Origin of the sequence: Shewanella sp. H8, assembly GCF_040285065.1 — a bacterium.
In the GTDB taxonomy this organism is placed as follows: Bacteria; Pseudomonadota; Gammaproteobacteria; order Enterobacterales; family Shewanellaceae; genus Shewanella; species Shewanella polaris.
The window spans coordinates 3,221,698-3,248,629 of the sequence record NZ_CP157213.1 but is presented as its reverse complement, the minus strand read 5'-3'; the positions used below and the strand labels follow the sequence as shown (position 1 = coordinate 3,248,629).

Genomic DNA, 26,932 nt, shown 5'->3' with positions numbered 1-26,932 from the left:
GTGTCTATGTCACTCGTGTAAATAACATGGCATCGAAAAAGAGATACCTACCATGCCTAACTGGTCTAGCTTCGATATTGAAATGATGAGCCGTGCCATTATGTTGGCAGAGCGGGGACGTTATACCACTCGGCCTAATCCTTGTGTGGGATGTGTGATTGTTGCTGATGGACAGATTATTGGTGAAGGTTTTCATCAACGAGCAGGCCAAGGGCATGCCGAAGTCAATGCTCTTCAAATGGCGTTTGATAATGGCTTTTCTACCGAAGGCGCGACCGCTTATGTCACTCTTGAACCTTGTAGTCATTATGGCCGCACGCCACCTTGCGCTTTAGGCTTGATAAACGCCAAGGTAGCTAGAGTTGTGGTTGCTGTTACTGATGCTAACCCAGAAGTGTCTGGCAGAGGTATTAACATGCTTCGTGATGCAGATATTCAGGTTGATGTGGGATTACTGACAGAACAAGCTTATGCCCTTAACCTTGGTTTTATGAAGCGGATGAAGACAGGAGTTCCTTGGGTTACGGTTAAAATAGCCGCCAGTTTAGACGGTAAAACCGCGTTATCTAATGGGGTATCAAAGTGGATTACCGGTGAAGCTGCACGAGCAGATGTACAAAAGTATCGTGCTAGCCATTGCGCATTAATCACCGGTGTTGAAACCATTCTTGTTGATGATCCTAGCTTAAATGTTCGCTATGAAGCGTTAGGTGAACTAACTACTCATCATACCAAAGATGAAATATTCCAACCTTTAAGAGTGGTGCTCGATAGTCGAGCAAGATTAACTGCAGCTCAACAGTTGTTTGCGATTAAAAGTCCGATATTGTTAGTTTCTGGTCGTCATTATGCAGACAGTGTTAAAGCGACATTTCCTGAGCATGTGTCTTTTTTAGTATTAGAGTGTGACTCGTCAGGTAGAATCCCGTTATTAGCCTTGCTAACGTATTTAGGTGAAAATGCTAATGCTGTATTGGTTGAAGCGGGCGCCACTTTAGCTGGGGCATTTGTCGCTCAAAACTTAGCTGACGATATCGTACTTTATCAGGCGCCTAAACTATTAGGCAGCCATGGACGGAATATGTTGCAGTTACCTGATTATAATGCAATAGAGCAAATTCCTGCATTGCACTTAATTGATGAGCGCAACGTTGGACAAGATAAGCGATATATCCTCAGATATAATCAACCATATTAATGTGCGAGTTGTGAAGCCTAAAACCTGAGCAATAGCAAAGTTTAAAAGCAAAAAGTGAGTCATTATGTTTACTGGGATAATCGAAGCCCTTGGTACATTACGTAAAATTGATCGCAAAGGTAACGATATTCGTTTAACCGTTGCCAGTGGTAAGTTAGATTTGGCTGATGTAAAGCTAGGTGACAGCATCGCCACAAACGGAGTGTGTCTAACCGTAGTTGAACGGTTGGTTGATGGCTATGTTGCAGATATTTCGGCCGAAACGGTTGGATTAACTGGTTTCAGTCATTATCAAGTTGGCCAAAAGGTAAATCTTGAAAAAGCGGTGTCAGCCACCACAAGGTTGGGCGGACATATGGTCAGCGGCCATGTTGATGGGATTGCTAAGGTTGAGCAATGTGCTTATCGAGGCAAGGCAATAGAATTTTGGTTAGTGGCTCCAGTTTCATTACAACGATATATCGCACATAAAGGGTCGATCACAATTGATGGCGTTAGTTTAACTGTTAATGAAGTTGATGGAGCACGTTTCAGGTTAACCATAGTGCCTCACACTGCGGGTGAAACTACGCTGGTGGATCTAAAAGTCGGTGATAGTGTCAATATTGAAGTCGATTTGATTGCTCGTTATTTAGAACGTTTAATGCAGCCTCAAGCAGAGCATACACCGCCTACATCTGGTGTGACAATGGAACTGCTCGCTAAGTCAGGTTTTTTGCGTTAACGACCACAGTAAATAATATTTGTGCCCAAACAAAAAAATATTACCAATAGATTTAATACCTCAAGATTAAATCAATAACTAAATTAATAAAGGTCTGACAATGGCGTTACATAGCATAGAAGAAATCATTGAAGATATTCGTCAAGGTAAAATGGTTATCTTGATGGATGATGAAGACAGAGAGAATGAAGGTGATTTAATCATGGCCGCTGAAAAAGTGACGCCAGAAGCAATCAACTTTATGGCAACTTATGGCCGAGGATTAATTTGCCAAACGTTGACCAAAGAACGTTGTCAGCAACTTAATTTACCTTTAATGGTTACTAACAATAATGCCCAGTTTACAACCAACTTTACAGTATCTATAGAGGCGGCAACGGGTGTTACAACCGGGATTTCAGCCCATGATCGTGCTGTGACGATACTAGCTGCAGTGGCTAAAGATGCTAAGGCTGCAGATTTAGTCCAACCAGGTCATATATTCCCATTGATGGCACAAGAAGGCGGAGTATTAACTCGAGCAGGCCATACAGAAGCGGGTTGCGATTTAGCTCGCTTAGCGGGATGTGAACCTTCCGCAGCGATTGTTGAAATTTTAAATGAAGATGGCACCATGGCCCGTCACCCAGATTTAGCCAAGTTTAGTGAAAAACATGGCATTAAAATGGGCACAATTGCAGACCTAATTGAATACCGTAATACTAATGAAACCACTGTTGTGCGTGAAGCTCAATGTAAGTTGCCTACCCGTTTTGGTGAATTTACTATGGTGACGTTTAGAGACACTATTGATAATCAACTGCACTATGCCTTAGTTAAAGATGAAGTGAAGCCAAATTGTTTAGTGCGGGTACATTTACAGAATACCTTTAATGATTTACTGCATTCAGAACGCGACCAAAAGCGTAGTTGGTCATTAGAAAAAGCCATGGAGCTCATTGCAGCTGAAGGTGGTGTTTTAGTGTTACTTGGTAATGACGAAAATACCAGTGACGTGCTAGCTAAAGTCAAAGCATTTGAAGCCGAGGACAATGGTCAATCACCCGCGCCAGCTCAATGGCAGGGAACTTCACGCCGTGTGGGAGTAGGATCGCAAATTTTGGCAAGTTTAGGTGTCACCAGTATGCGTCTATTAAGTTCACCAAAACGTTACCATTCATTGTCAGGTTTTGGTTTGGAAGTGACCGATTATATCGCCGAATAATATTGGCTGATGGTAAATTTAACAATTTCATTAATTGCATAGAGCTCAGGACTAACGGCTGTGATATCATAGCGCCTCTTTTTGCCCCGAGCTGGGTGCTTTAGCTAATTTAGGTAAGATAGAATGAACATAGTTCAAGGTAATATCGAAGCGAAAAATGCCAAAGTGGCGATCGTAATATCGCGATTCAATAGTTTTTTAGTTGAAAGTCTGCTTGATGGTGCAATAGACACATTAAAGCGTTTCGGCCAGGTCAGCGACGACAACATTACCGTTGTTCGAGTACCTGGTGCAGTTGAATTACCCCTTGCCGCTAAACGTGTTGCGGCAAGTGGAAAGTTTGACGGAATCATAGCATTAGGCGCTGTCATTCGTGGCGGCACACCTCATTTTGATTTTGTTGCTGGTGAATGTAACAAAGGTCTTGCACAAGTTGCATTAGAGTATGATCTTCCTGTTGCGTTTGGTGTATTAACTACAGATACCATTGAGCAAGCTATTGAACGTTCAGGTACTAAAGCAGGTAACAAAGGTGGCGAAGCAGCCCTTAGTTTGCTTGAAATGGTTAATGTACTGCAACAATTAGAACAACAGCTGTAAATAGTAGGAAAAGTATGAAACCTTCAGAGCGCCGTAAGGCCCGCCGTTTAGCCGTTCAAGCCATTTATTCATGGCAGTTAAGTAAAAATAATGTTGCTGACGTAGAACATGAGTTTTTAACAGAACAAAACACTGACGGTGTTGATGTGGCTTATTTTCGTGAATTGCTAACGGGTGTAGCATCAAAAACTGCGCAGATTGATGAGTTGTTAAAACCACATCTTGACCGTAATTTTGAAGAAGTGTCACCAGTAGAAAAAGCCATTGTGCGTTTGGCCACTTACGAGTTAACCTTCCGCAAAGATGTGCCATTTAAAGTGGCCATTAACGAAGGTATTGAGTTAGCAAAAGCCTTTGGTGCTGAAGATAGTCATAAGTTTGTTAACGGCATGCTTGATAAGTTAGTAAAACATAAGTAACACCAGAACGGTATCTTCGGATACCGTTTTCAATTCTTATTAATTGTTTCAAAATTAAGGTGGACGGTTTACCGTACCAGACTGAATGTGAAAGAATTTGATCTCATCGAACATTACTTCCGCAATAAAGGTCAAAAAAGGCGCGATGTTGAGTTAAGCATCGGCGACGACTGTGCGTTAGTGAATCCAGCCGACAATAAATCTATCGCTATTTCTTGTGATACCCTTGTTGAAAATGTCCATTTTTTAGCTGATATTCCGGCTCATGCTTTAGGGTATAAATCGTTAGCGGTTAATCTTTCTGATCTGGCGGCTATGGGGGCTGAACCCGCGTGGTTTACGTTAGCCCTGACATTACCCAATGTGGACCAGCCTTGGTTAGCACACTTCAGTGAAGGCCTGTTTGAAATTGCAGAATATTACAGTATTGCTCTTATTGGCGGTGATACAACCCGTGGACCTCGCAGCATCAGTATTACAATTAATGGCCAAGTCCCGAAAGGTACAGCCTTAACTCGTTGCGGAGCCAAAATAGGTGATTGGATTTATGTTACTGGTACTTTAGGGGATTCAGCTTTAGGCTTGGATATTCTCCGAGGGGTTAAAACAGTTAATCCAGAAGATAAAGAATACCTTATTAATCGCCATTATTATCCAACTCCTCGTGTGTTAGCTGGTCAAGCTCTTCGTACATTAGCTACGAGTGCTATCGATTTATCAGATGGTTTAATGTCTGATATTGGCCATGTGTTAAGTGCTTCTACGGTTGGTGCGATTATTGATATCAACCAAGTGCCGTTATCTGCGTCGTTAACTGCTAACCTAAGCCGAGAAGAAGCATTAAGTTATGCACTTACTGGTGGTGAAGACTACGAGTTACTTTTCACTGTTCCTGAGTCTCAACGTGGCGCGATTGATACTGCGTTAATTAATGCCGGCGTCAAGTTTGTCAAAATTGGCCAAATTTGTGCTGGAGATAAATTAAAATTCGTAGACGACGGTAAAGCTTTTTCTCCAATATCTCGCAGTTTTGAACATTTTTAATTGAAGCATTATGAAACTACTTACCCAAGATAAATTTGTCAACAAGCTATCTTTAGCTAATCCTATTCACTTTTTAGCATTAGGCTTTGGCAGTGGCAAAGCGGCGAAAGCACCGGGTACTTTTGGTACCTTAGCCGCCGTTCCGTTGGTGCTATTGATGCAGCAGTTAAGCCTTACGAATTACCTGATTATTACCTGTATTAGTATGCTTGTTGGGATTTATATTTGTGGTAAAGCGGCTAGAGATATGGGAGTACACGATCATGGCGCTATTGTGTGGGATGAAGTGGTTGGTTTGATGATCACTATGATAGCTGCGCCTCTAGGCTATATGTGGTTAGTACTTGGCTTTGTTTTATTTCGTTTTTTTGACATAGTTAAACCTTGGCCAATACGTTGGCTTGATGCCAAAGTACATGGCGGTTTTGGTATTATGATTGATGATGTATTAGCAGGTGTTTTTTCGTTAATAGGTGTGCAGTTGGCAGTTTATTATCTATAACGTAGTCATAAACATCGAATAAAAAAGAGCGCAATGTGCTCTTTTTTCATATTTGATTCTTGTCATTGCAAACTCAGAGATACTAAGATTTATTGAGTCATGATTAAATTGCTGCGTAGCTGTTCTATTTCATTATTCATATTGACGATGCGCAATTTAAGATCTGTTTCATAATAAGAGCAGCTTAATATTTTACCCACCGGGTTGTAGCGTAATTGCCATAACTGCAGCAGGCTATTGTCGTTATTGCAATATTCTGGTTTTTTAAGCAGAAGCGATGCATCTGTTGATACAGGTTCTTTAACCATATTAACGAAATATTCAGCCCGCAAGTTATCATCATCAATGGGTTTAATAAACATTTTAGCTAACCATTGCTCGTAAAATGGTGCTGTATCTTGTTGAGCTTCCATTACCATTTGCTGCATGGCGTTGTGACCAAAGAGCCACTCACCTGAAAATATACGTTCATAGTCATTTTGATTTAAACTGAAAGGGGATTGCCAAGCACTGATATTTTTAACCACTTCTTTATTGCTTTGAGCTAAAGTACCCGCAAAGCGGAGTTGCTCCTTCAGTACACCACTGACAATCATATGAACCAGTAACGATCCCGATGAGTGATATACATTATTCCAAAATTGCGTTTCTTTGTTTAGGAATGCTATTGCAGCATCAACCCCTATTTTGCTGGCAATAGATCCCGAGCGATTCATCGTTTCAAGTAAACTTAGCTCTCTTAACTGAAACAGTTGAGACCAGAGAATTTGATCTTGAGGGATTAAAGACTGATCATTTTCTTGCCAATCAGGCATAGCGACTAATATATTGTATTTATCAATATTGGCTTGATGGGCATTAATAGCACGGTTAATTGTTTCACTATTACGATTAAAAAACTCATTGCAAGTTTCCCAATATGCTAAGTGGCAAGCTTCTTTAAAGTCGCGAATTAATTTAGTTTGTTGAGTACTAAAGCTGAGCGATGTTTCTTGTGGATTCGATTTAGCACCCTCGATAGTGCTCAGCATCTTCATAGCATACTCAACCCCGTTTTCACTCGATGCAACAGGTTGCTGCTTTAGCCAGCTTTCAACTAATAACGTATTAGGAGACTTTGTTCTGTCGGAAGCGTTGATTGCCACTAAGCAGACAACGGCAAATACTAATAAGCTGCTTATTAATCCAACCAGCACACCAATCGTTTTTAACAACATCATCATTCTTTATCCGCAAAATCCATTTAACACAATGGTAACATGCAGCTTGATTTTTGATAAGTCATGACCTTTATTGTAATAACTCTCGGGCGTTAGCTAAGGTGTTTTCAGTAATCACGTCTCCACCTAGTAAGCGTGCCAATTCATTAACCCGTTGATCTTTATCTAATGCCTGCATCGTAGTTTCTGTGGCACCCGCTTTATTGAATTTGTTTACAAACATATGTTGATGACCTTTACCCGCAACTTGGGGTAAATGAGTGACACACAACACTTGAGTAGACTCTCCGAGGCTGCGCAACATGCGTCCAACCACAGAAGCCGTTGGACCTGAAATACCGACATCAACCTCATCGAATATTAATGTCGGTGTTGCCACTTTTTTAGCTGTGATCACTTGAATCCCTAATCCAATACGCGATAACTCACCGCCAGAGGCAACTTTAGAAATCGGTTGTAATGGTTGCCCAGGGTTTGTGGTCACCATAAATTCAATGCTATCGCAGCCATTAACTGAAATGTTGTCCGGATTATGATTAATTTGAATAGTAAATTTACCCTTAGGCATATTGAGCTCATGGATAGACTGGGTAACTAGCTTGTCTAATTCTTTAGCATAACGGCTACGACTTTGACTAAGTTTCTGCGCATTGGTTAAATAGGCGTTTCTAGTGTCTTCAAGTTGCTGTCTTATACCATCTAATTTAGTCTCGTCGTCAGCAAGTTCTGCCAATTCACTCATCAAGGCTTGATGATGTAGTGCCAGCTTATCAGCACTCACATGATGCTTACGCGCCAATTGCATAGCTGTTGAAAGGCGTTTTTCTAAATAGGCAAAATGTTCTGGATCAAGCTCTAAACTGCTTAAATAACTTTCAATTTCACTCGCACTTTCTTGTACTTGAATTAACGCATCGCTGATCATAGTGCTAATAGGCGCAAGGGATTCATCATAGCCTTGAAGCGTATCAGCAATACTGGCCACTTTATTGAGTAGAGATTCTATATTGCCTTCATCACTTTCTGTCAATAAATGTAAACCCGCTTGGCAGCGTTCAATTAAATCTGTGCCATTGGCTAAGCGCTTGTGTTCTTGTTCTATTTCATCAAATTCATCTATGCCTAAATTAAACTCATTAAGTTCTTCTACTTGATATTGCAGTAACTGTTGACGCGAAATACGTTCATGCTGAGCTTGTTCAAGCTGTTTTAGCTCGTTTTCCACTTGTTTGCAGCGTTGATAGCTGGCACTAACGCTATCTATCAGTAGCTTGTGGTTGGCATAACTGTCGAGTAAAGCTAACTGATGGTCATTTTTAAGCATGGCATGATGAGCATGTTGGCCATGAATACCAATGAGGAGCTGACCTACTGATTTTAATTGGGTTACAGGGACTGGATTACCATTGATATAGGCTCTCGAGCGACCGTCATTATTGATAGTCCTACGCAATATACATTCATCTTCAGCATCGAGATCGTTGTCTTCTAGCCAGCGTTTGGCTAAAGGGACATCATGGAGGGTAAACCTTGCACTAATTTCTGTTTTAGTTGCACCTGGTCTGATGGTGTTTGCGTCACTGCGGTTTCCTAAGCACAATCCTAGGGCATCGATAGCAATCGATTTACCTGCACCCGTTTCTCCGGTGATGCTTGTCATACCGGCTTTAAAGTCGAGTTCTAAAAAACGCACGATAGCAAAATTATTGATGCTGAGTTGGCAAAGCATAGTGAATCCTTGTCAATGAAACGTTCAAACCACTGTATTGATAAACAGTATATACTGATTTTATATACAGTAAAGTAGTTGGTGTGAAATTATCGCTGACTATTTTATCGCCTGCTAGCGGTTAATGATTAACCAGTGGATTTTAATAGTATTTCTATTATAGGCAAACTAATAAAGGTCACTAATGTGCCATATAAAATCCCTTGGGCACTTCCATTAGCATTAATTTGGTAGCGATCTGCCAGTAGATACACACTTGCTGCCGTGGGTAATGCTGCTAAAAGCACTCCCATTATCAGTAATTCGTGTTCTACGCCAAATAATTTGAGTAATCCAAAGGCAATAAAAGGCTGAATAATTAATTTGAGTAAATTAATTAAACTCAATTCTGTAATCAGGCTAAGACTGAACATCTTTGCAAAAGATTGATGTCGTAAAGCTTTGGCAAGTACCATACCTATAGCAAATAGTGCACAAGGGCTGGAGGTGTTACCCACTTGGTGAAGTACCAAAGCCAGACTTTCAGGTAAGGTGATATGCAATGCTGATAAGGTGATACCAATGAGGCTGCCTAGCACAATCGGATTTTTATACAGTGCATTACCCATGATGACGATAGCGTGGTCGGTTGATTGTTTATTTCGGCTGGCAAGTTCAATAGACACTAACGCAAAAGCAAACATGAACACCGACAGTAAGCTGGCAATTGAAGCCGCAACTAATGCCATTTTGTGTCCTGGGAATAACAAGCTCAGCAATGGAATACCAATAAAGGCGGTATTGCCAAATGTGGCGTTTAAGGCTCGCATGGCGGCAACAGCTTGCTGCTTTGGAGCACACCAAAGTGATACAACAATCACTATGGCGTAAGTGATGACCATCGCGAGACTAAATGCGCCAATAAAGCCCCATTGAATAATATCTTCAATACGAGTTTCGGCTAAAACAATCAGTAAAATTGCCGGGAAGGCAATGTAATAGACAAATTGATTGAGGATCAGATCGGTATCTGGTGGCAACAGTCTCAATTTTTGAACAATACTGCCAAGCAGCATAATTATAAAAACAGCGATTAGCGGGGTAAGAATACTGGACATCCCTCGCAATTCCTTAACAAAATGGTAATAAGGTCACTGTACTGCTTTTTGGTAGGCGGATGCAATTAGGCTAAAGTTAAACGGTGATTATTTTTTTGATTTATTGTTTAAACTGGCCTTTGATACTTTAGGCGGAGGTAATATGCCTAGCTCAGTAAAAAAGTGTACTTGTCTTCTTAGTTCAAATAACGATCCAACTCGTACTTGATTGCCAATAACTAGCGTCCAGTCATCAGTCTTACCATTAGCATTACTGAAGGTGAAACCTTGATAAAAAATGCTTCTCATGGGCGGCACTCAATAAAAAGCCTGAATAAGTTCAGGCTAAACAATGTTTATTGCAAGGCTTAGACTGTGTATTACAGACTAATACCGATATTAGACACACCAGCTTCAATAATATCTTTACGTAAACCTTTAACTAATTCACTATTTATTTCCGGATTTGCTTCGATAATATCGAGTAACATGGCTTGTAATTGTTTTTCTTCTTCCATTACTGGATGTGAAAATACAAACTCATCGAGCGCTTCATCCATTAAGGATTCATCACTAATGGCTTCAATATAATTGGCCACAGTACTCGATGATAACTTGCTGATATTTGTTATATCTTCTTCAATCTTACCGTCTATCGCTCCCATAAGGCTGGCAATCGCGACAGCAGCATCCATTGCTGGATAAGCTCCATAGGCTTCAAATTCGCTCGGCTCAGGAGTGTTTTCATCGAGACGCTGCAAATGCACATGGATATTGAATTTAAGTTTTTTGTCATACTGGCTTTGCCATAACAAATCTAATGCTGTACTTAATACTTGAGGTTGGCCGAATTCACACACTTCAGAAAAAAGTTGGTAGTTCGGGAGCATACGTTGACATAGCGCTAGGGCAAAAAGCTGCTTTTGCGGTAACGATAATGCTTTAAGGCGTTTAAAAAAACCGGATTTACTGGTCATTTGGAGTATCCACTGATAGCTGATTTATCACTTGATTTGCTGCTAATTCTACCTTAGTTAACTCATCAAGTAACTCTAGTATTTCAGGTTCTAAGTCATTAAGGTCAATTTTATGTTTTAATCCAGACTCTATATCTCGACACAGTTTTTGTGTTGTTGGTACGCCGCAATAACATGTTGCCCCATGCAATTTATGTACGACTTGAAGTAGTAGGTTTGCATCTCTTGTCAGTAATGCTTTTTCGATAGCTTTTGTTGTTTCTGGTAATGAGTTCACCAGCATCTTTAGCATATCCAACGCTAAATCGGTTTTCTGATTGACTTGTGTTAAACATAAATCCCAATTCAATATTTGGGCATCAAAATGGGTGAGTTGTGGCTTATTCATCCATCGACTGATAACACTTTTTAAGGACAATTCGTCAATGGGTTTGGCTAAGAAACCATCCATTCCGCTGGATAAAATATTATCGCGCTCTTCAGCAATAGCATGCGCAGTTACAGCGATAATTGGAGTATTACGGTTGAGCGATTCTGAGCGTATTTGTCGCGTTGCCGTTATACCGTCGATTCCAGGCATTTGAATATCCATGAAGATTAAGTCAAATGCGCGTTTCTTTGCCTGCGTTATTGCATCCGCACCATTATTTACGGTAACCACATCAACCACTAATTCTTTTAGTAAAGTATCAATTAATTTTAGGTTGGCGATATTGTCGTCAACAGCTAATACTGATGCATTTTGGCGAGGTGTGACATCTTGACTTATTTGTTCTGGTAAACTCACAAAAGTAGAAGGCACTGGTGGATATATTAAATGATGCGCTAGGGTTAAATCGCTTACCGGGGTGCTGAGCAACACATCTGCATTGACTTTTAACACATTGATAATCATGTTTTGATCTAAACAGTCGTGCAATAAAATGAGACAGTCGGTATGTTGTCTGGCTCGTTGTAATAAATGAATAAAAGACGCTGTGTCAGCAAAACCATGGCAACTCATGATGATGTAATCAAATTTGCTGTTTTTAGTGTGTAAAACAGAGGTAAGGTTTTCTGGGTTGGCAACATTAGTGATAATTAATTGCCATGACACTAAACGGCGATTTAAAGTATCGCGAGTTAATTCCCGTGGTTCATATAATAAGACTGATTTATGTTGCAATGCATCAACTGGCAATACTTCACCAATTTCAAATTGACTGATCCCAAGTGGGAGAATAAACCAAAAATTGGAACCTTTATTGGGGGCCGATGTAAAGCCTATCTGGCCACCCATTTGGTTAATTAAGCGTTTAGTAATCACTAAGCCCAATCCGGTGCCACCAAAGCGACGTGAAATGGATGAGTCAGCTTGGCCAAATGCTTGGAATAAATATTCTTGTTGGCTCTCATCAATACCAATCCCAGTATCAATAACTTCGCAGCGTAAAGTAATATTATCTTCGCCCTGGCCCACTAAGTGTATTTTGAGTATCACACTGCCTTTGTCGGTAAACTTGATAGCGTTGCCGACTAAGTTAGTAATAATCTGGCTGACTCTCATTGCATCGCCACTGACATTTTCAGGCACATTAGCATCAATGTCGATAACCAGTTCTAATCCTTTCTCTTGCGCACTACCCGCAATTATAGTCAGCGTTTCCGTAAGCGTGTCACGCAGCGCAAAAGGCATTTTTTCTAATATCATTTTACCGGCTTCTAGTTTAGAGAAGTCGAGAATATCGTTAATAATACCGAGCAGGTTGCTGGCACTGCGTTCAATCGTTTTTATATAGTCAAGTTGGCTCGTATGCAGTGGTGTTTTTAATAACTGTCTTGCAAAGCCAATAACACCATTAAGTGGGGTGCGTAACTCGTGGGACATGTTGGCTAAAAATTCTGATTTTATGCGACTTGCTTCAAGGGCTCGTTTTTTGGCAATATCTAGCTCAACGTTTTGAATTTCAATTTGCTCAAGCGTTTCACGCAAGTCTGAGGTTGCTTGATCAATGTTTTGTTGCATTTCATCGTGATATTCAGACAATGAGCCAGCCATTGCGTTGATCCCTCGTTTAAGCAGATCCAGCTCGCCAATCAAGTTACCTTCGAGGCGAGTATCAAGTTTACCTTCACGAATTTTAGCTACCACTCGCACCATTTCGGTAATGGGGTAGTTAACGTGTTTAACTAAGCGGAAGGTGAAAAATAAGTTAAATTGTACGCCAATCAATACGATAATAAACGCGGCTATTGCAGCTCGATGTTGTTCAAGTAAAGCATTTTCTTTATTCAATAATACTGAAATATACCCTAGTACTCTTTCTTGTTGATTATTGTAAATAGGTACAACGATGCCATTGGCTGATGACGCATTATCGGTGTCGTCGTCATTCTGGCTATTTATCCGGGTAACATATTTTGGTTCTAACCCAGTATGAGATATTATTGGCACTCGAATGATTAAGGTATCACCAATAGTTTGATGTTCTGTAGCGATTAAGTTCGCCAACGGTTGTTTATAACGCATGGTTTCAAAATCTTTGTGGTAATGCGAGGTAACAAAGAGTTGGTTTTCGGCATCAAATACAGCAATAGATAGGATAAGGGATGCGTTGTTTATTTGTGATGCGGCGAGTAAGCGTTTAGTCGATTCTCGATCTTGATTGATAATACCAAATTCACTGGCAATGGCTAACGGCTCAACAATATTGCTGCCTTTTTCAATTAAGGTTTGTTCCAATTCATAAAAGCGGTTTATCGTGAAATAACTTCCAAGTAGAATACCAACTACAATAGTGGGCGCTAACGCAAGTACCAGAACCCAAGAGCGTAGGCTGTATTTGGTCATATTGTTGGTACTTTTCATAGCGGTTAGGTGTGTCCCTGTGGCTAAATCGCGATTATTGGGTCTAGACTGCCAGAAATGGCGCACTCTTGACTAGTTTTTTATTTAATACCTGAGGCCTAAATGGCACAATTTTTCCAAGCAAAACCGAACAAATCTAAGCAATTATCCGCAAAGCTAAGCCTCAGCGTTACTCAACTTGATCATTTAGGTGCAGGGATTGCGCAACATCAAGGCAAAGTGGTGTTTATTCCAGGCGTGTTACCAGGCGAGACTGCAACGGTACAATTTGTGGAACAAAAGAAAAGCTATGCTAAAGCCAAGCTAATTGCTATTGATCTTGCATCCGCCGATAGAGTTAAACCTCTCTGTCCACATTATCATCAATGCGGCGGTTGTGATTTACAACATATGGACATCAATGCGCAACGCGATCATAAGCAGGCTACCTTGGTGGATCTTATTAGCAAACTGTCGAGTGCAGAAGCCATTGAAGCCGATATGATTGCAAAACCGATAGTGGGCGATGCGTGGCATTACCGTCGGCGCGCAAGGCTGGCAACATTATTTGATAAAAATACTCGACGTTTACAACTTGGGTTTCGTGCAGGCAATAGCAATAAAATTGTGTCTATTGAACAGTGTCCAGTATTAGCGGATTCGTTGTCGGCATTAATTACCCCCTTGGCAGTTAATTTAAATCAACTTAAAGCCAAGTCTAGTTTAGGTCACGTTGAACTTACTCAGGCCGATAATGGTAACTTTGCGGTGTTAAGAGTAACTAAAGTATTGCCTGCATCAGATATTCGTTGGTTAACGGGCTTTGCTGAAAAACATCAACTGCATTTTTTATTGCAAGATGATGAAGGGCAGTTAACTCAACTGTATCCGTTATTACAAACTGATGGCGAGGTAACGTTACCTTATTATCATCTGGCACAGGAGTCTGTACGTTGTTCGTTTACACCAGGTAATTTTGTTCAGATAAACGAAGTTATTAATCAGGCTATGGTAGATCAAGCCATCAAATGGTTAGATCCTCAGGCCGGTGAGCGTATTTTAGATTTGTTTTGTGGTGTAGGTAACTTCAGTTTACCGTTAGCATTAAAATCAGCGGAGGTTATCGCTGTTGAAGGTGTGCCCGAAATGGTGCAACAAGCCAAGCAAAATGCGGTTGACAACCAACTGGATAATGTCAGTTTTTATCATGCAGATTTAAGTGCTGATCTCTCTACGCAAACTTGGTTAGGTAAAATTGATAAACTATTACTTGATCCTGCTCGAGCGGGCGCGTTTGAAAGTTTACAGTGGTTACAGAAAATGCAACCTAAAAAAGTGGTATATGTTTCATGTAATCCAGCCAGTTTAGCGCGTGACAGTAGTGTATTATTAGCTAACGGTTATCAAATTACCCAAGTGGGATTAGTGGATATGTTTCCACAGACACATCATATTGAAGCCATGGTGTTATTTGAATTACTGTAATAAACAGCCAGTTTTTGGTTGTATATGGGTAGTATGCTAAAAATTTGTTCAACTAAACGCTATTAAATTGACAAAATTGTGTAGAGCTTCAAGATAGGTTGTTTAGTTATTGTTAATACCATATCAACACTTTATGCCAAGTGTGAATATGGTTGGATGTCAGTCGGTCATGCGGCTAAGGAAGGGTTCATGGTATCTGTTCGCGAAGCACATTTTAATACGCAAGCATTCCAATTAGATGAATGGGTCGCTCGTTACATCGACGACAAAGACGATGCGCAAACGTTATTGTCGCTGATCCAACAAGTTGAGGCTTTACCGGTTAAAAATAAGCAGGCTCATACTGAGTTGCTTGCGCGTGCTCGTGAAATGATTGAAATCTTAGCGCCGTTGAATATGGACATTGAAACACTGCAAGCAGCAGTACTCTTTGTGTTATTGGAAGCGGGTGTGCTTAATGAAGAGCAAATCTTAGAGCAATATGGTGAAAACCTTGCTAGATTAGTTGCCAGTGTCGTCACCATGGACGCTATCGGTGCTTTAAAAGTCAGTCAAAACGCTCGTGATGCCGAACCTCAAATAGATAATATTCGTAAAATGCTCCTCGCAATGGTTGAAGATGTTCGCGCCGTAGTTATCAAATTAGCCGAACGTGTTTATTTATTGCGAGCTGTCAAAAATGCCGATGAAGAAACTCGGGTGCTGGTCGCGCGTGAAATTGCTGACATTTATGCACCATTAGCTAATCGTTTAGGTATTGGTCAATTAAAGTGGGAACTTGAAGATATTTCTTTTCGTTACTTGCATCCAACAGTTTATAAAGACATTGCTAAACAGCTTGATGGTAAACGTGTTGACCGAGAAGTGTTTATAGACAAATTTGTCACCCAGTTGCAACAACGTTTAGATAGTGATGATATTCGCGCAAAAGTGTACGGACGCCCTAAGCACATTTACAGTATTTGGCGAAAAATGAAGGGCAAAGATCTCAAGTTTGATGAGCTTTTTGACGTTCGTGCGGTGCGTATCGTGACCGAAAGATTACAAGATTGCTATGGCGCGTTAGGGGTTGTGCATGATCTCTGGCACCATATTCCGCGTGAATTTGATGATTACGTTGCTAATCCAAAACCTAACGGTTACCAATCTATTCATACTGTGGTTGTTGGTCCTGAAGGCAAAACTGTCGAAATTCAAATTCGTACGGAGGCGATGCATCAAGATTCTGAACTGGGTGTCGCAGCGCATTGGAAATACAAAGAAGGTGCGGGTAACACTAAGCAAACGGGTTACGAAGAAAAAATTAATTGGTTACGTAAGATTTTACAATGGCAAGAAGATGTTGCCGAAAGCGGTAATTTGGTTGATGAAGTTCGTAGTCAAGTGTTTGAAGACCGAGTTTATGTCTTTACGCCAAGTGGTGAAGTTGTTGATTTACCATTAGGTTCCACTGTGCTCGATTTCGCCTACTATATTCACTCGCATGTGGGGCATAAGTGCATTGGAGCAAAAGTCGATGGCCGTATTGTGCCATTTACTTACCAGGTTGAAACGGGTGAGCGTATTGAAATTATTACCTCAAAGACACCCAATCCTAAACGTGATTGGCTTAACCCTAGTTTAGGTTATATTAAATCGTCACGTTCACGCTCAAAAATCCAACACTGGTTTAAGCAACAAGACCGCGATAAAAATATTGCCGCGGGTAAAGAGATGCTTGAATCAGAATTGGCCAGAGTAGGGCTAAAAGTTAAAGACGCCGCAGTGGCTGTTGAACGCTTTAATTTAAATACCATGGATGACATGTTGGCTGCCATCGGTGGGGGTGACTTACGCTTAAATCAAGTGGTTAACTTCACAGAAACCAAAATTCGCAAAGTAGAAGAGACTGACGAAAACTTACTTGAAGACATCATAAAGAAAACGACACATAAACCGAAGAAGTCTGATAAAGGTCAAGTTGAAGTTGATGGTGTCGGCAATTTAATGAGCCACATCGCTCGATGTTGCCAGCCAGTCCCAGGTGATGAAATTTTTGGTTATATCACTATGGGGCGTGGTATTTCTGTACACCGAAGTGATTGTGAGCAAGTTAAAGAGTTAATGCGTGCTCATCCCGAACGTAGTGTCGATGTCATTTGGGGAGAGAACTATTCAGGTGGTTATCGTATTCGTGTTAGGGTACTTGCCAATGATCGTAGTGGTTTATTGCGCGATTTAACCACAGTACTTGCTGCTGAGAAATCCAATGTGATGGCCATGAGTTCATCTTCTGATGTTAAAAGCCAAACTGCAACTGTTGAGCTTGAACTTGAACTGTACAATTTAGATGGTTTATCTCGGGTTCTGGCTAAATTGTCGCAAGTTGATGGTGTTATTGAGTCGCGTCGATTATAACTAATATCGTGTGTTGATCGAGAAGGCATCTACTTGTTAGGTGCCTTTTTCATTCCGTTTTATTCAAGAAAGAGGACATTTTTGTGGCAGACATTCAATCGTTACTCACCATAATGCAACAATTACGCGATCCTGATTCTGGTTGCCCGTGGGATCTTGCCCAGGATTTTGCCAGTATAGTGCCCTTTACCTTAGAAGAGGCTTATGAGGTCGTTGATACGATTGAGAGGCAGGCGTGGGAAGAGTTACCTGATGAACTCGGTGACTTACTGTTTCAGGTGGTGTTTTATTGTCAACTGGGACAAGAGCAAGGTAAGTTTGATTTTTCGACAGTGGTGGCGCGTATTAACGATAAGCTTGTTCGTCGTCATCCTCATGTATTTAGTCAATCAGCCAGTGAAGCCACTGTGGCGATTACTAATACTCAAGACTTAAGCCAAGCGTGGGATAAGTTAAAAGCTAATGAGCGCGAACAAAAACAACTGCACTCTGCTTTAGATGATATTCCTCAAGCATTACCCGCATTGTCTCGATCACGAAAAATTCAACATAGAGTGGCTAAAGTCGGTTTTGACTGGGCCGAACTTGATCCTGTGGTCGCCAAAATCCACGAAGAAATCGATGAAGTATTGGTTGAAGTTAACAAAAGAGATGAAGACCCTGATTTTTATCAACCCAGAATCGTCGATGAAATGGGGGATTTATTGTTTGCCGTGGTTAATCTTGCTCGGCATTTAAAGGTCGATCCTGAGCAAGCTTTACGCCAAGCCAATCATAAGTTTGAACGCAGATTTAGAGGGGTAGAGCAATGTGTAGCGGATAGTGGCAAAACCATACAACAACATACATTGACTGAATTAGACGGATACTGGAATTTAATAAAGCATTACGAAAAAGCAAATTAGCTAAAATTAGCGCGTTTAAGTTTGTCGAATCAAGGTGGCTTTGCTATAATATCGCCCCGTCCTAGTGCTTTCTTACAAGCACGTAATTTTCCAATCTAATTTCTCAGGTTCAGCATGACTACAAGGTATATCTTCGTTACTGGTGGCGTTGTTTCATCACTAGGTAAAGGCATTGCAGCAGCTTCGCTAGCAGCAATTTTAGAGGCGCGTGGCCTCAATGTAACCATTATGAAACTTGACCCATATATTAACGTCGATCCGGGTACTATGAGCCCCACTCAGCACGGTGAAGTATTCGTGACTGAAGATGGTGCTGAAACCGATCTCGACTTAGGTCATTACGAACGCTTCATTCGTACCAAAATGAATCGTCGTAATAACTTTACTACCGGCCGTATTTACGAAGAAGTGATTAGTAAAGAACGTCGTGGTGATTATTTAGGTGCAACCATTCAGGTTATTCCTCACATTACTAATGCGATTAAAGAAAAAATAATCGCGGGTGGTGAAGGCCATGATGTGGCGATTGTGGAAATTGGCGGCACGGTAGGCGATATTGAATCATTACCGTTTCTCGAGTCTATTCGTCAATTAGGTGCCGAGCTAGGACGTGAGCGTACTTTATTTATGCATTTAACCTTAGTGCCATTCTTAGGCGCTGCAGGTGAAATTAAAACCAAGCCAACTCAGCACTCCGTTAAAGAGCTACGTTCTATTGGTATTGCACCAGATGTACTGGTTTGTCGTGGCGACCGTGCTGTTCCTGCTAATGAAAAAGCTAAAATTTCGTTATTCTGCAACGTAGAAGAACGTGCGGTTATTTCATTAAAAGACGTTGATAGCATCTATAAAATTCCAGCGTTATTACGCTCGCAAGGATTAGATGAGTTAGTGATCAAGCGTTTCAATTTAGAATGTAACGAAGCTGACTTGTCTGAGTGGGAAAACGTTATTTACCAAGAAGCCAATCCAAATGGTGAAGTCACTATTGGTATGGTTGGTAAGTACATCGAATTACCTGACGCTTATAAGTCTGTTAATGAAGCATTAAAACATGCAGGCATAAAAAAACGTGTAACAGTGAACATTAAGTACATTGATTCACAAACTGTTGAAGCTAAAGGCGAAGAAGTGTTGCAAGGCCTTGATGGTATTTTAGTACCTGGTGGCTTTGGTGAGCGTGGCGTAGAAGGTAAAATTTTTGCCGCTAAATTTGCCCGTGAAAATAATCTACCGTACTTTGGTATTTGTTTAGGTATGCAAGTAGCATTAATAGAATTTGCACGTAATGTTGCAAGTTTAGACGGTGCTCACTCAACAGAGTTTAATTCACAAACACCTTATCCAGTAGTGGGCCTAATCACTGAATGGATTAACGAAGAAGGTGATGTTGAAAAACGCCATGAGTCTTCAGATTTAGGTGGCACCATGCGTTTAGGCGCTCAGTTATGCCATTTAAAAGAAGGCACAAAAGCTGCAACAGCTTATAATTCAGCAACGTGTGTAGAGCGTCATCGTCATCGTTACGAAGTGAATAATAACTTCATCGAACGTATGGAAAAAGCCGGCTTAGTGTTCAGTGGTTTGTCTTCTGATCGTAAATTAATAGAGATGATTGAACTGCCTGATCACCCATGGTTTGTTGCGAGTCAATTCCACCCTGAATTTACTTCAACCCCACGAGATGGTCATCCATTGTTTGAAGGCTTTATTGCTGCTTCTTATGCGTATCAAAAACGCGATATCAGCTAATTGAGACAGCCGCTAATGCATGCATTAGCGGCTTTTTTGTGTAAGATATGTGCATAAATCAAATAATCGCTATTACGATGTCTCATTGCGGTTAAAACTAAGTTGAAGCAAAGACCAATTCGATCTACTCTACCTTACAATAGAATAAAATTACTAAACTGAAAGTTTAATACCAATAAATCGACAATATTTGTTGTTTAAGCGGTTTTATTGGTATTGGCTTTTAACTTTTATTTAAAACTTTTAATTTACTTACACAGTACGAGGATATTATGGCTAACATTATTAAAGTGATTGGTCGCGAGATTATGGATTCGCGTGGTAACCCAACCGTTGAAGCAGAAGTACATTTGGAAGGCGGTTTTATTGGTATGGCTGCTGCACCATCTGGAGCATCAACTGGTAGTCGCGAAGCATTAGAACTTCGTGACGGCGACAAAGCACGTTACTTAGGTAAAGGTGTATTAAAAGCTGTTGCTGCTGTAAATGGCCCAATTGCTGAAGCGATTAAAGGTAAAGATGCTTTGGCTCAAGCTGAACTTGACCAAATCATGATTGACTTAGACGGTACCGAAAACAAAGCAAAATTTGGCGCTAACGCTATTCTTGCTGTTTCTCTTGCTATCGCAAAAGCCGCCGCTGCTGCTAAGCACGTACCTTTATATGCTCACATTGCTGATCTAAACGGTACACCAGGTGTTTACTCTATGCCTCTTCCAATGATGAACATCATCAATGGTGGCGAGCATGCTGATAACAGTGTTGATATTCAAGAGTTTATGATCCAACCTGTCGGCGCAAAGACTTTTCGTGAAGGTCTACGTATGGGGGCGGAAGTATTCCACAGCCTTGCTAAAGTGCTTAAAGCTGACGGTCATTCAACTGCGGTAGGTGATGAAGGTGGTTTTGCTCCAAACCTAGCATCTAACGAAGCTGCACTAGCTGCAATTAAAGTTGCTGTAGCCAATGCAGGTTACGAGCTAGGTAAAGACATCACGTTAGCGATGGATTGTGCTGCTTCTGAGTTTTACGACAAAGAAGCCAACATCTACGATCTTAAAGGTGAAGGTAAAAAATTCACTTCTGAAGAATTTAACTTCTTCTTACAAGGTCTTACTCAACGCTACCCAATCGTTTCTATCGAAGATGGTCTTGACGAGTCTGACTGGGATGGTTTTGCTCACCAAACTAAATTAATGGGTGATAAAATCCAATTAGTGGGTGACGATCTATTCGTAACAAATACTAAGATTCTTAAACGTGGTATCGACAACGGCATTGCTAACTCTATTTTAATTAAATTCAACCAAATCGGTACCTTAACCGAAACATTGGCGGCAATTAAAATGGCTAAAGATGCAGGCTTTACGGTTGTTATTTCTCATCGTAGTGGCGAGACAGAAGATTCAACGATTGCCGATTTAGCTGTTGGTACAGCGGCAGGTCAAATCAAAACAGGTTCACTAAGCCGTAGTGACCGTGTTGCGAAATATAACCAATTGCTTCGTATAGAAGAAGCGCTAGGTTCAAAAGCACCATACAACGGTCTTAAAGAAGTGAAAGGCCAAGGATAATATTTTTGCTTTAGCTTAAAAAGGCCACCACTAGGTGGCCTTTTTTGTTGTACTATAATGAACATATTTTCTAGGGGTTACTTCGACATAACTTAATATTATGAAACGACTAATATTTTTATTGATTTGTTTATTATCACTTTTACAGTACCGACTATGGAAGGGTGACAACAATTTTTCAGAATATGTCGTGCTGCAAACCCAAATAGCAGCGCAAGAACAAAGTAATGACAAGCTTGTTGCTCGAAATCAAATCCTTAAAGAAGAGATTATTGATTTAAAAAGTGGCACTGCAGCCATTGAAGAACGTGCCCGCAACGAGTTAGGTATGGTAAAAGAAGGCGAAACGTTTTATCGAGTCGTAGGCAGTGAATTACGTGATCTGAACCAATTAAATCGTTAGTCTATGTGGCATCCTAGATACTACTTAATCATATTATTTTCAATCTTGGTATTGCATATATGCTAAACAATCCTCGTTCTATCATTGCTATTGTTCCTGCTGCAGGCGTGGGGAGTCGTATGGGAGCCAATATGCCTAAGCAATATTTGATGCTTGGACAGCAATGCATTCTCGCCCATACATTAGACTCATTATTGTCGCATGCTGAAATAGACCAAGTCGTTGTAGCATTAAACCCACAAGATAACTATTTCAGTCAGTTACCACAGTCTCACCACTCAAAGCTGACAACCGTTTTTGGTGGTGGTGAACGTGCCGATTCTGTATTAGCCGCATTAGATTATGTTGAGTCTATAAACCCTGAAGCTTGGGCTTTGGTGCACGACGCTGCAAGGCCTTGTGTTACTCACCAAGATATTACTAAGTTGATTGAATCAGTAAATCTTCATCCCCAAGGCGCCATTCTCGCCGCACCGGTTCGCGACACCATGAAGCGAAGTGACACTAACGGTAATATTATTCATACAGTCGATCGCGCGTTATTATGGCATGCATTAACTCCACAGCTTTTCCCTGTTTCTGTTTTACGTCACCACTTATCGGCGGCATTAGCCGCGCAGGTTCCTATTACTGATGAAGCCAGTGCCATGGAGTGGGCCGGGGTTATGCCAGGATTGGTTAATGGCCGAATGGATAATATCAAAGTGACTCACCCTGATGATTTACAATTAGCCGCTCTGTTTATGTCACAACAATAGTTAACTGAAATAGTCACACTCGTTAATATCAGTTCAAAGCAAGTTAAGATAAGGTTTTTAAATGAATATTCGTATCGGTCATGGTTTTGATGTACATAAATTTGGCGGTGATAGCCCACTGGTTTTAGGTGGTGTTACTGTCCCTTATGAAAGTGGACTGATTGCCCATTCTGACGGTGATGTGGTACTGCATGCCATTAGTGATGCGATATTAGGGGCGATGGCGTTAGGTGATATAGGCAAACACTTCCCTGATACTGATGTTAATTTTGCCGGTGCAGATAGTCGGGTATTATTAAAGCACTGTTATCAACTTGCACTGCAAAAGCAGTTTGTATTAGGTAACTTAGATGTCACCATTATTGCTCAGGCACCTAAAATGGCGCCACATATTGAGGCTATGCGTCAATGCTTAAGTGTTGATTTACAGACCGACATAGACAAGATTAATGTTAAAGCGACCACTACCGAGAAGCTGGGTTTTACAGGGCGCAAAGAAGGCATCGCTGTTGAAGCTGTTGTATTAATGAAAAGCCAATAACCTACAAATTATAGAGAATTCTGTCGCATGAAAGAATTACATTACCTATTTGGTAAACCAATAAGCCAGGCCGATTTACGCACTCATAACAGTGATTTTATTGTTAAAGAAATTTTGCCTTTTACGCCGACGGGCGAAGGCGAACATCATATGCTGCACGTGCGCAAAAATGGCATGAATACCGTTTATGTTGCTGAAATATTGGCTAAGTTTGCTAAAGTTCATCCAAAAGAAGTGACCTTTGCTGGCCAGAAAGACAAAAACGCCATCACTGAACAATGGTTTGGGGTGCGTATTCCTGGTAAAGAAACACCAGAGTGGACGCAGCTTAATGATGATAAATTAACGATTTTGTCGAGCGGTCGCCACAGTAAAAAATTGCGTATAGGCGCTTTGCTTGGCAATCGGTTTGTGCTGACATTACGTAATATTACCGAAGTCGCTGATGTTGAAGCGCGTTTACAACAAATTGCCAAAATGGGTGTGCCTAATTACTTTGGTGAGCAACGTTTTGGTCATGACGGTAAAAACTTGCTGTTAGGGCGACAAATGCTTAGCGGCGGTCGTAATGTAAAAGATCGCAATAAACGCAGCATGTATTTATCAGCTGTGCGTTCTAACATATTTAATCAAGTGGTTTCCTATCGCTTAGCGACTCATCAAGCCCAAACATTAGCGGGTGATTGTGTCATGTTAGCCGGCAGTAAAAGCTATTTTACTGTTCAAGCATGGGATGATGTTCTCAATGCGCGTTTAGCAGAAAAAGATATTCAACTATCAGCGCCATTGTGGGGCAGGGGAACACCCTTAGCTCAAGATGAAGCACTAACTGTAGAAATGACGCCATTAGCTGATTTGTCAATTGACTTACAGGGACTTGAAGAGGCGGGCTTGTCACAAGAGCGACGCCCATTATTACTTGAGCCTCAAGGCATTAAGTGGCAGTTTGACGCTGATACGCTCACGCTTGAATTTGTTTTGCCTGCGGGAAGTTATGCAACGTCAGTACTTCGCGAACTGGCTGATTATCAAGATGTTCAAGAGTTACAACGAAAAGTCATGGTTGCAGATCAACAAGCACAAACAAAACAAGAGTCTTAATCGATGATGAATATTTTAGTCAGTAATGATGATGGCGTGAACGCTCCAGGAATTATTACGTTAAGTAACGTACTCAGTGAGTTTGCGCAGATACTAACCGTTGCCCCAGATCGTAATTGCTCTGGAGCAAGTAACTCATTAACCTTGACTAATCCATTAAGAATTAATAACTTAGATAATGGTTATATTTCTGTAAGCGGGACTCCTACCGATTGTGTCCATCTCGCGATTCGGGAACTGTGTCAAACTGAGCCTGATATTGTGGTTTCTGGTATTAATGCAGGGGCTAATATGGGCGATGATACCCTGTACTCAGGTACTGTCGCTGCTGCAATGGAAGGACGTTTTTTAGGTTTGCCTGCTATTGCAGTATCACTGGCTGGAAAGTCATTAATTCATTATGATACCGCAGCCATCTTTGCTGCCAAAATTGTAAAAGGATTGTTGGCTCACCCTATTAGTCGTGACCAAATTTTAAATGTTAATGTTCCAGACTTGCCTTTATCGCAAATTAAAGGCATTAAAGTGACACGTTTAGGCGGCCGGCATAAAGCCGAAGGTATGATAAAAACCCAAGATCCAGCGGGTAAAGATATATACTGGCTTGGGCCTGTTGGCACTGAGCAAGATGCGGGTGAAGGGACTGATTTTGGTGCTGTAGCAGCCGGTTATGTGTCAATAACACCGCTAACTGTTGATTTAACGGCATACAATCAACTTGACGGATTAGCCGATTGGATAATAAAAATATGACACGGGTAGCTTCAACATCAGCAAATAATTTAGCGAAAAAATTGTCTGATGCAGGGATCATACATCCTGCGGTATTGCATGCGGTTGCAACAATACCACGAGAATTATTTCTCGATGGTGCATTAGCGCATAAAGCCTATGAAAATACGGCATTACCGATAGGCCAAGGTCAGACTATTTCACAACCTTATATTGTGGCTAGAATGACGGAGTTGTTGATGCAGCACAATCCTCAGAAGGTGCTAGAAATTGGTACTGGTTCTGGTTATCAAGCTGCCATTTTGGCATCGTTAATTCCAGAGTTATGTACTATTGAACGTATCAAAGCATTACAAATACAAGCTAGGCAAAGGCTAAAGCGTCTAGATTTACATAACGTAGCATTCAAATATGGTGATGGTTGGCAAGGGTGGCCAAATCGAGGACCGTTTGATGGCATTATGGTGACGGCCGCAGCGGCTACGGTACCTCAAGCATTGCTTGAACAGTTATCTGACCATGGGGTATTAATTATTCCTGTGGGTGAAGATACTCAACAACTGCTCAAAATAACCCGTATTGGACAATCATTCCAATCAGAGATTGTTGAGGCGGTAAAGTTTGTACCTCTTATTAATGGCGGTTTAGCATAGTTATCACGATAAGATGAGCCTTAATAAATTAATCATAATTTCTTTTGAAATAAGCTCGTTGGAAATAAGTTCGTTTTAGCATAACAATCATGTATTTCTCCCCTTAAGGACTTTGTTTGATGAATACCGGTTGGCCGAACGTTTGTGTTTTAGCTATTTTGCTTTCGGGATGCAGCTTTCAAGCGGATCATCCAGCGCCGGTTGACAGTTTATCGTCGAAAAATTATAACCCTCGTTATCATAAAGGGTCATTAAAAACCAATAAATACAAAGTAAAGAAAGGTGACACTCTTTATTCAATAGCATGGGGCGCCAGCCGTAATTTTGTAGAACTAGCTCATTTGAATCATTTAGCGGCTCCTTACACTATCTATCCAGGGCAGACACTGACGTTAACTGCCCCAAAAAAGCATTCGTCGACCGCAGTTCGTAAACCTAAGGCTAATGTTAATTCGGTACAAACTAGCGCGGTCTCTCAACCCTATATTTCGAGTGGAAACCGTCCGGAATCTAAAACAATCAAGCCTATAATTCTCTCAAAGCCCATAGTTGCAGTGGTTCCAGCCGAAACGAAAAAAGATCTTGATCACAAAGTAAAGCCTGCGTATTCTGTAACAACTACCCAACAAAATATTAACCAAGGTTCGAGTAGTCCTATCGAAAACTTGCCGCAGCAAGTTCACCAATGGCACTGGCCAGTTAGAGGCCGAATAATTAAATATTTTTCGGCATCAGAACAAGGCAATCAAGGGATTAAGATTGCTGGCAATCGCGGAGATATTATTAAAGCCGCAGCTGATGGAAGAGTTGTTTATGCAGGTAATGCACTACGAGGTTATGGCAACTTAGTGATTATCAAACATAATGATGATTTTTTAAGTGCTTATGCTCATACGGACAAGATAATGGTTAAAGAAAAGCAATATGTTAGTGCAGGGCAAACAGTTGCAACAATGGGCAGTACAGGGACAAGCCAAGTGATGCTTCATTTTGAAGTGCGTTACCATGGAAAGTCTGTCAACCCATTAAGATATCTACCTAAACAATAATAGTTTAGCAACATAAATAGCGGAGGATAAGCAAGTGAAGTAGATTACATACATAAAATTAG

The 26,932-nt window shown here is 40.9% G+C and carries 25 protein-coding genes; 19 read left to right on the top strand and 6 right to left on the bottom strand.

Translation table 11 applies throughout. The features are described 5' to 3' along the window. The first annotated feature begins 52 nt into the window (after window positions 1–52). From ribD to ABIS04_RS14025, 7 genes are all read left to right on the top strand, one after another. Window positions 53–1,198 carry a bifunctional diaminohydroxyphosphoribosylaminopyrimidine deaminase/5-amino-6-(5-phosphoribosylamino)uracil reductase RibD gene (gene ribD, locus ABIS04_RS14055; protein WP_350431460.1) on the top strand — a complete coding sequence of 382 codons (1,146 nt, stop codon included), beginning with the start codon at window positions 53–55 and terminating at the stop codon, window positions 1,196–1,198. Window positions 1,199–1,262: 64 nt separating this feature from the next. Then, a complete protein-coding gene (locus ABIS04_RS14050; RefSeq protein WP_140234851.1) occupies window positions 1,263–1,922 on the top strand; it encodes a riboflavin synthase in 660 nt (219 codons plus the stop codon). Between the two features lie 100 nt (window positions 1,923–2,022). Further along, entirely contained in the window at window positions 2,023–3,126 is a 1,104-nt protein-coding gene (gene ribBA, locus ABIS04_RS14045; RefSeq protein WP_140234850.1) for a bifunctional 3,4-dihydroxy-2-butanone-4-phosphate synthase/GTP cyclohydrolase II, read from the top strand. Window positions 3,127–3,249: 123 nt separating this feature from the next. Then, on the top strand, window positions 3,250–3,726 hold the full coding sequence (ribE, locus tag ABIS04_RS14040) for a 6,7-dimethyl-8-ribityllumazine synthase (RefSeq protein WP_137226333.1): 477 nt from the start codon (window positions 3,250–3,252) through the stop codon (window positions 3,724–3,726). A 14-nt stretch (window positions 3,727–3,740) separates the two neighbouring features. Beyond that, complete coding sequence (nusB, locus tag ABIS04_RS14035; RefSeq protein ID WP_137226335.1) at window positions 3,741–4,145, top strand: transcription antitermination factor NusB; 405 nt, start codon at window positions 3,741–3,743, stop codon at window positions 4,143–4,145. 87 nt (window positions 4,146–4,232) lie between these two features. Continuing rightward, window positions 4,233–5,189, top strand: a complete 957-nt coding sequence (thiL, locus tag ABIS04_RS14030; protein WP_350431459.1) for a thiamine-phosphate kinase — start codon at window positions 4,233–4,235, stop codon at window positions 5,187–5,189. Between the two features lie 10 nt (window positions 5,190–5,199). Next, complete coding sequence (locus ABIS04_RS14025) at window positions 5,200–5,691, top strand: phosphatidylglycerophosphatase A (protein ID WP_140234848.1); 492 nt, start codon at window positions 5,200–5,202, stop codon at window positions 5,689–5,691. An 89-nt stretch (window positions 5,692–5,780) separates the two neighbouring features. Here ABIS04_RS14025 and ABIS04_RS14020 read toward each other — a convergent pair whose 3' ends face one another. The 6 genes from ABIS04_RS14020 to barA all read right to left on the bottom strand — a co-directional run bounded on the left by ABIS04_RS14020 (window position 5,781) and on the right by barA (window position 13,541). After that, window positions 5,781–6,914, bottom strand: coding sequence for a hypothetical protein (locus tag ABIS04_RS14020; protein ID WP_350431458.1), 1,134 nt, complete (start codon window positions 6,912–6,914; stop codon window positions 5,781–5,783). A gap of 67 nt (window positions 6,915–6,981) precedes the next feature. Next, on the bottom strand, window positions 6,982–8,640 hold the full coding sequence (gene recN / locus ABIS04_RS14015) for a DNA repair protein RecN (RefSeq protein ID WP_137226343.1): 1,659 nt from the start codon (window positions 8,638–8,640) through the stop codon (window positions 6,982–6,984). Between the two features lie 128 nt (window positions 8,641–8,768). Beyond that, window positions 8,769–9,737, bottom strand: coding sequence for an AEC family transporter (locus ABIS04_RS14010; protein ID WP_137226345.1), 969 nt, complete (start codon window positions 9,735–9,737; stop codon window positions 8,769–8,771). 87 nt (window positions 9,738–9,824) lie between these two features. Continuing rightward, window positions 9,825–10,025, bottom strand: coding sequence for a DUF3319 domain-containing protein (locus tag ABIS04_RS14005; RefSeq protein ID WP_350431457.1), 201 nt, complete (start codon window positions 10,023–10,025; stop codon window positions 9,825–9,827). A 71-nt stretch (window positions 10,026–10,096) separates the two neighbouring features. Next, window positions 10,097–10,693, bottom strand: coding sequence for a YjaG family protein (locus ABIS04_RS14000; RefSeq protein ID WP_350431456.1), 597 nt, complete (start codon window positions 10,691–10,693; stop codon window positions 10,097–10,099). Next, entirely contained in the window at window positions 10,683–13,541 is a 2,859-nt protein-coding gene (gene barA / locus ABIS04_RS13995; RefSeq protein WP_350431455.1) for a two-component sensor histidine kinase BarA, read from the bottom strand. The genes ABIS04_RS14000 and barA overlap by 11 nt, the downstream gene beginning before the upstream one ends. A 102-nt stretch (window positions 13,542–13,643) precedes the next feature. Between barA and rlmD the strand changes: the two genes are divergently transcribed. The 12 genes from rlmD to ABIS04_RS13935 all read left to right on the top strand — a co-directional run bounded on the left by rlmD (window position 13,644) and on the right by ABIS04_RS13935 (window position 26,870). Then, window positions 13,644–15,005 carry a 23S rRNA (uracil(1939)-C(5))-methyltransferase RlmD gene (gene rlmD / locus ABIS04_RS13990; RefSeq protein WP_350431454.1) on the top strand — a complete coding sequence of 454 codons (1,362 nt, stop codon included), beginning with the start codon at window positions 13,644–13,646 and terminating at the stop codon, window positions 15,003–15,005. Between the two features lie 189 nt (window positions 15,006–15,194). Continuing rightward, window positions 15,195–17,402, top strand: a complete 2,208-nt coding sequence (gene relA, locus ABIS04_RS13985) for a GTP diphosphokinase (protein WP_350431453.1) — start codon at window positions 15,195–15,197, stop codon at window positions 17,400–17,402. A gap of 83 nt (window positions 17,403–17,485) precedes the next feature. After that, the gene (gene mazG, locus ABIS04_RS13980) at window positions 17,486–18,307 is read left to right on the top strand and encodes a nucleoside triphosphate pyrophosphohydrolase (RefSeq protein ID WP_350431452.1); all 822 of its coding nucleotides are present in this window, start codon (window positions 17,486–17,488) and stop codon (window positions 18,305–18,307) included. Between the two features lie 114 nt (window positions 18,308–18,421). Further along, the gene (locus tag ABIS04_RS13975) at window positions 18,422–20,059 is read left to right on the top strand and encodes a CTP synthase (RefSeq protein ID WP_140234842.1); all 1,638 of its coding nucleotides are present in this window, start codon (window positions 18,422–18,424) and stop codon (window positions 20,057–20,059) included. Between the two features lie 272 nt (window positions 20,060–20,331). Further along, complete coding sequence (gene eno, locus ABIS04_RS13970) at window positions 20,332–21,633, top strand: phosphopyruvate hydratase (RefSeq protein WP_137226361.1); 1,302 nt, start codon at window positions 20,332–20,334, stop codon at window positions 21,631–21,633. Between the two features lie 100 nt (window positions 21,634–21,733). Further along, on the top strand, window positions 21,734–22,036 hold the full coding sequence (gene ftsB, locus ABIS04_RS13965) for a cell division protein FtsB (protein WP_137226363.1): 303 nt from the start codon (window positions 21,734–21,736) through the stop codon (window positions 22,034–22,036). 59 nt (window positions 22,037–22,095) lie between these two features. Then, entirely contained in the window at window positions 22,096–22,794 is a 699-nt protein-coding gene (ispD, locus tag ABIS04_RS13960) for a 2-C-methyl-D-erythritol 4-phosphate cytidylyltransferase (RefSeq protein WP_350431451.1), read from the top strand. Between the two features lie 61 nt (window positions 22,795–22,855). Beyond that, entirely contained in the window at window positions 22,856–23,335 is a 480-nt protein-coding gene (ispF, locus tag ABIS04_RS13955) for a 2-C-methyl-D-erythritol 2,4-cyclodiphosphate synthase (RefSeq protein ID WP_350431450.1), read from the top strand. Between the two features lie 27 nt (window positions 23,336–23,362). Beyond that, window positions 23,363–24,436 (top strand): tRNA pseudouridine(13) synthase TruD, encoded by a 1,074-nt coding sequence (gene truD, locus ABIS04_RS13950; RefSeq protein WP_350431449.1) that lies wholly within the window; start codon window positions 23,363–23,365, stop codon window positions 24,434–24,436. 3 nt (window positions 24,437–24,439) lie between these two features. After that, a complete protein-coding gene (gene surE / locus ABIS04_RS13945; protein WP_350431448.1) occupies window positions 24,440–25,189 on the top strand; it encodes a 5'/3'-nucleotidase SurE in 750 nt (249 codons plus the stop codon). Then, window positions 25,186–25,821, top strand: a complete 636-nt coding sequence (locus ABIS04_RS13940; protein WP_137227431.1) for a protein-L-isoaspartate(D-aspartate) O-methyltransferase — start codon at window positions 25,186–25,188, stop codon at window positions 25,819–25,821. Before surE ends, ABIS04_RS13940 begins: the two co-directional genes overlap by 4 nt. A 116-nt stretch (window positions 25,822–25,937) precedes the next feature. Next, window positions 25,938–26,870 (top strand): peptidoglycan DD-metalloendopeptidase family protein, encoded by a 933-nt coding sequence (locus ABIS04_RS13935; RefSeq protein WP_371833604.1) that lies wholly within the window; start codon window positions 25,938–25,940, stop codon window positions 26,868–26,870. Window positions 26,871–26,932: the final 62 nt, after the last annotated feature.